We start from the raw sequence: 5,939 nt of genomic DNA, 5'->3' as shown, positions 1-5,939 counted from the left end.
CTGCCGTGGCGACCACTCCGGCCCCGCCGGCGACCGAGCGCTTCGGCGTCGGTCTCGTCGTCGGCAGGGAGCTGGTGCTGACGGCGCGTGCCGCCGTCGATCCCTGCAAGGGCCTCAAGGTCGGTACGCGCGCGGCGAAGCTGCGGGCGCAGGATCAGGCGAGCGGCCTTGCGCTGCTCGATGTGCCCGGGCTGGCGACAGGTGCCGCACCGGGGCTGCGCGATGCCGCGCCCGCCGCGAAAGAGGCGGTCGTCGTGCTGGCCTATGACGGAACCGCCGCCGCGCGCACCGCGGTCGCGCTGCCCGGAGAGGTGACGAGCGACGTGGTGCTCGCGCCCCTGCAGCCCGGTGGCGCCGGCAGCCCGATCTTCGACCGGCAGGGCCGGCTTGCGGGGGTGATCACTGCCAATCCCTCCGACAAGGCCCTGATCGCAGGGGTCGCACCGCAGCGCAACTACGCCATCGCGGGGGTCGCGCAGCTCAGGGCGATGCTGGAGAAGGCCGATGCCAGGCCGGCGGCAGCTGCAGCGACCAGCGAGCTCAGCACGGGCGCCATCGCCGAGGCTGCGGGCAAGAGCGTCGTGCCGGTTGCCTGCGGGCTCTGAACCTGTCGGTGTGATCGTGCATACAGCATACAAAGACTGTTGCCTCGCGAGCGGCAATCGGCTCTGATAGCGACTTCATCAAGAAGGCCGCGCCACCAGGCGAAGAAGCTTTCAAAATTTAAATCGATTGAACGGGAGGACATTGAGATGAGCAGAATCAGCAGACGTTCGGTCCTGGCTGGCGCGGCAGCGGCCGGCGCAACGGGATTGATCGCACGCCCGGCGATCGGCCAGGCGAAATGGCCGACGCGGCCGGTCCAGATGATTTGTCCCTGGGGCGCGGGCGGCGGCACCGACGCGGTCGTACGCATCGTCGGCGGCCTGCTCGAGAAGAGCCTCGGCCAGCCCTTCAACGTCGTCAACCGGACCGGCGGCTCAGGCGTCGTCGGACACTCGGCGATCGCGACAGGGGCGCCGGACGGCTACACGCTGGGCATCATCACCTCCGAGATCGCGATGATGCACCATCAGGGTCTGACGCAGCTGACCTTCGCTGACTACACGCCCCTGGCTCAGATGAACTCGGACCCTGCGGGTGTGCAGGTCAAGGCCGACTCGCCTTACAAGGACATCAAGGCCCTCGCCGAAGCGATCAAGGCGGCTCCGGCCGGCAAGCTCAAGGCGTCGGGCACCGGCCAGGGCGGCATCTGGCATCTCGCGCTGATCCAGTGGATGCTCGGCATGAAGCTGAAGCCCGACCATGTCTCCTGGGCGCCTTCGAACGGTGCCGCCCCGGCCATGCAGGACCTCGCCGCCGGCGGCATCGACCTCGTGACCTGCTCGGTGCCGGAGGCGCGCGCCATGCTGGATGCCGGCCGTGCCCGCTCGCTTGCGATCATGGCGCCCGAGCGTAACCCTCAGTTCAAGGACGTTCCCACCATGCAGGAGACGCTCGGCATCGACGCCGAAGTGGGTTCCTGGCGCGGAATCGGCGGACCGAAGGGCCTGCCCGAGAACGTCCAGAAGGTCATGCGCGACGAGCTGAAGAAGATCTACGAGTCGAAGGAATACACCGACTTCATGAACTCTCGCGGCTTCGCGATGGTCTACAAGGACGGGCCGGATTTCGGCAAGTTCATGGCCGAGAGCGACAAGCAGATGGGCGTCGCGCTTGCTGCTGGCGGGCTCGCCAAGAAGGCCTCCTGACGTATCGCAGCACCGAAGGCGGCGGCGCGGTGCGTCGCCGCCTTTTCGTCTTCTCCGGTCCGTGACCAGAGCGCCCGGCCACGGCCCTGCCGCTCAGGAAGGTTGAATCCCATGCGCTTCAACGATGCCGCAGTCGGCTTCGTCTTCATCCTGATCGCCGCTGCAATGATCGCGATGACCTTTTCGTTTTCCGCGTTTCCCGGCCAGCAATACGGTCCGAGCCTGTTCCCGCGCATTCTCGGCGCAGGCATCATCGGCTGCTCGGCGCTCCTGATCGTCCGTGGCTTGCGCGAGCGCGCGGCCGGAGGGCGCTGGCTCGCCCTCGACGAGTGGACCGGCGAGCCCCGCCGCGTTGCGTCCTTCGCGCTGATGCTCGGGGCGATGGCATTCTATGTCCTGGCCTCGGAGCCGCTCGGTTTCATCCCCTGCGCTCTCCTGGTCCAGCTCGTGCTGTTCCTCTGGTTCGGCGTCAGGCCGATCACGGCGGTCGTGGTCGCCGTCGTCATGACCGGGCTGGTGTACTGGTTCTTCTCGTCGCTAATGCGCGTTCCGCTGCCGCGCGGCGTCCTCGACAGCGTCCTTTGAGGAGCCGGCCATGAACGCGATCGCAACCGCCTTCGGGCTGGTCTTCGACCCTTATGTGCTGGCCGTGATCATGGGCTCGGCCGTCTTCGGCATGTTCGTCGGGGCGATGCCGGGCCTGACCGCCACGATGGCGACGGCGCTCCTGGTGCCGGTTACCTTCTTCATGTCGCCGGTGCCGGCGCTCGGCGCCATCGTCACGGCCACTGCCATGGCGATCTTCGCCGGCGACATCCCGGCCGCGATGCTGCGCATGCCGGGCACGCCCGCCTCGGCCGCCTATGCCGACGAAAGCTACGAGATGACCAAGAAGGGTCAGCTCGACCTGTGCATGGGCGTCAATCTCGTGTTTTCCGTGCTTGGCGGCATCTTCGGCGTCATCATCCTGATTGTGCTCGCGCCGGTCCTGGCGGAGGTCGCGATCAACTTCTCCTCCTTCGAGTATTTCTGGCTCGCCTGCCTCGGCCTGACCTGCGCGGTCTTCATCGGCACTGGCGATCCACTCAAGGGCTTGCTCTCGCTGTTCATTGGTCTCGCCATCGGCTGCATCGGCATCGACCCGGCCGCCGGCCAGCCGCGCTTCACCTTCGGCAATGTCGACCTGCTTTCCGGCATCAACTTCATCCCGACCTTGATCGGTATGTTCGCGGTCTCGGAGCTGCTCCGCGGAGCCGTGACCATGGAAAAGGCCGGCATGATGGTGCAGCAGACCGTCGGCAACATGTTCACCGGCCTCGGTGCCGTGACGCGCAAGTACTGGAAGAACTTCATCCGCGGCTCGGTCATCGGCACGGTGATCGGCGCCTTGCCCGGCGCCGGCGCCGACATTGCGGCCTGGGTCTCCTATGCCGTTTCAAAGAAGCTCTCCAAGGAGCCGGAGAAGTTCGGCACCGGTCATATCGAGGGCATCGTCGATTCGACCTCGGCCAACAATTCTGCGCTCGGCGGCGCCTGGATTCCGGCGCTGGTCTTCGGCATCCCCGGCGACTCGATCACTGCGATCGTTATCGGCGTGCTCTACATGAAGGGTATGAATCCGGGGCCGACCGTCTTCCTGCAGACGCCGGAACTGATCTACGCCGTCTTCATCATCTTCATCCTCGCCAACCTGCTGATGTTCCCGCTCGGCTGGGCCGCGATCAAGTCGGCCAAGCAGATCCTGCGGGTGCCGCGCAATATCCTGCTGCCGATCATCCTGATCTTCTGCATGGTCGGCTCCTTCGCCATGACCAACTCGCTCTACGGCGTCGTGCTGATGGTGGTGATGGGCCTGTTCGGCTGGCTGCTCGAGGAACATGGCATCCCGGTCGCGCCGTTGATCCTCGGCCTCGTGCTCGGCGAGATGCTGGAGCAGAACTTCATGAGCTCGATGATCAAGGCAAACGGCTCCTTCATCGGCTTCCTCGATCGGCCTATCGCCGGCACGCTCGGCGTGCTGACCATGCTGCTCTGGGGTGCGATGCTCTGGAAGGCGCTGCCCTTCGGCCGGCGCCAGCCGGCGGCGGCGTGAAACGATAACCGGCGGCGACTGCTGCCGGTCAGCGCCGCGAATCAGTGCTAGAGACGGGCGCATGGATGATGCGCTCGACGAGGGGCAGGGCGGTGGCGGCACGGTCGAGGTGCTGATCCCGCTCGGCCTCGACCAGGCCTATAGCTATGCCGTGCCGCCGGGGCTCACGCTCGTGCCGGGCGATGTCGTGCAGGTGCCGCTCGGGCCGCGCGAGACGGTGGGCGTGGTTTGGGAGGCCGGTTCGGGCCGCGGCAGCAATCTGAAGAAGGTCGTCGGCAAGCTCGACATGCCGCCGCTCGATCCGGCGCTACGCAAGCTCGTTGACTGGGTCGCCTGGTATACGCTCGCCGCCAAGGGCTCGGTGCTGGCGCTGGCGCTGCGCCGCCCGCCCGACGATACGCCGGAGCGGCCGAAGCTCGGTGTCAGGTTGGTCGGTGCTCCGCCGGCGCGGATGACACCAGCGAGAGCGCGCGCCATCGCCGCCGCTGAGGGCGGGCTCCTGATCGGCAAATCGGCGCTGGCCGAGGCCGCCTCGGTCAGCACGGCGGTGATCGATTCCCTCGTCGATGCCGGCACCTTCTCGGTCGAGCCGCTGCCGCAGGAGGCGATCGCAGCACGGCCCGATCCCGATCACGCCAGGCCGCAGCTCTCCGACGACCAGCAGGCTGTCGGCGATTCCCTCGCCGCGCTCGTGCGCAAGCAATCCTGGCAGGTCGCGCTGCTCGAGGGCGTCACCGGCTCCGGCAAGACCGAGGTCTATTTCGAGGCCGTCGCCGAGGCGATCCGGCTCGGCCGGCAGAGCGTCATCCTGATGCCGGAGATCGCGCTCACCGCGCAGTTCATCGATCGGTTCGAGGCGCGTTTCGGTGTCCGGCCGGGGCTGTGGCACTCAGGCGTGAGCGGCCGCCGGCGCGAGCGCTTGCAGGCGGCGATTGCCAGGGGCGAGGCGCTGGTGGTCGCAGGCGCGCGCTCGGCGCTGTTCCTGCCCTACCGGGACCTCGGCCTTATCGTCATAGACGAGGAGCACGAGGCCGCCTACAAGCAGGAGGACGGCGTCGCCTACCATGCCCGCGACATGGCGGTGGTGCGTGGGCGCATCGAGAACGCGCCGGTGGTGCTGGCCTCGGCGACGCCATCGCTGGAGACACGGGTCAACGCCGAACGCGGCCGCTATCTCCATCTCAAATTGCCCGAGCGCTTTGGCGGGCGCGAACTGCCGACCCTCGGTCTGGTCGACCTGCGCAAGGACAAGCCGGAGCGCGGGCGCTGGCTCTCGACGGGGCTGATCAAGGCGGTCGAGACCAATCTCGAGGCGAAGGAGCAGTCGCTGCTCTTCCTCAACCGGCGCGGCTATGCGCCGCTGACGCTGTGCCGCGATTGCGGGCACCGCTTCCAGTGTCCGAACTGCTCGGCCTGGCTGGTCGACCATCGTTTCCGGCGGGCGCTGGTCTGCCATCATTGCGGCCATGTCGAGCGCCGGCCGCATGAATGCCCGGCCTGTCATCAGCCCGAAAGCCTCGTTGCCTGCGGGCCGGGCGTCGAGCGCCTCGCCGAGGAGGTCGCGACGCTGTTCCCGCAGGCGCGCTCGATCGTGCTGTCCAGCGATTTTCCAGGGGGAACCGAGCGCCTGAAGCAGGAGCTGATGGCAGTGGCGGAGGGCGAGTTCGACATCGTCATCGGCACGCAGCTCGTCGCCAAGGGCCACAACTTCCCGGGCATGACGCTCGTTGGCGTGATCGATGCCGATCTCGGCCTGACCTCGGGCGATCCGCGCGCGGCCGAACGAACCTTCCAGGTGCTCAGGCAGGTCACCGGCCGGGCCGGGCGCGGCGAGAAGCCGGGGCGGGCGCTGCTGCAGACCCACGACCCCAACCATCCCGTACTGAAAGCGCTGATCTCCGGCGATCCTGAGCGCTTCTATGCCGCCGAGACGGCGGCACGCGAGGCTGCCGGCCTGCCGCCCTTCGGCCGGCTCGCCGGGCTGATCGTCTCGGCGAATTCGCAAGGCGAGGCCGAGACCCATGCGCGGGCGCTGGCCCGCTGCGCCGAGGCGCCGGCCGGCGTCGCCGTGCTGGGGCCGGCCGAGGCGCCGCTCG

The 5,939-nt window shown here is 67.9% G+C and carries 5 protein-coding genes; all 5 read left to right on the top strand.

Translation table 11 applies throughout. From position 1 onward, the window contains the following. A partial coding sequence (locus CXY91_RS24910) for a trypsin-like peptidase domain-containing protein (RefSeq protein ID WP_199777560.1) occupies window positions 1-605 on the top strand: 605 nt, incomplete at its 5' end. A gap of 147 nt (window positions 606-752) precedes the next feature. Beyond that, window positions 753-1,751, top strand: coding sequence for a tripartite tricarboxylate transporter substrate binding protein (locus tag CXY91_RS24905; RefSeq protein ID WP_100964295.1), 999 nt, complete (start codon window positions 753-755; stop codon window positions 1,749-1,751). A 111-nt stretch (window positions 1,752-1,862) separates the two neighbouring features. After that, window positions 1,863-2,336 (top strand): tripartite tricarboxylate transporter TctB family protein, encoded by a 474-nt coding sequence (locus tag CXY91_RS24900; protein WP_091832810.1) that lies wholly within the window; start codon window positions 1,863-1,865, stop codon window positions 2,334-2,336. Window positions 2,337-2,346: 10 nt separating this feature from the next. Then, a complete protein-coding gene (locus CXY91_RS24895) occupies window positions 2,347-3,843 on the top strand; it encodes a tripartite tricarboxylate transporter permease (protein ID WP_091832813.1) in 1,497 nt (498 codons plus the stop codon). 61 nt (window positions 3,844-3,904) lie between these two features. Beyond that, the coding region (locus CXY91_RS24890; RefSeq protein ID WP_100964293.1) for a primosomal protein N' at window positions 3,905-5,939 on the top strand (2,035 nt) is incomplete at its 3' end.

The sequence above is a fragment of the Allobosea sp. FBZP-16 genome (assembly GCF_002831785.1).
Taxonomy (GTDB): Bacteria; Pseudomonadota; Alphaproteobacteria; order Rhizobiales; family Beijerinckiaceae; genus Allobosea; species Allobosea lupini.
This window is presented reverse-complemented; position numbering and strand designations above follow the sequence as displayed.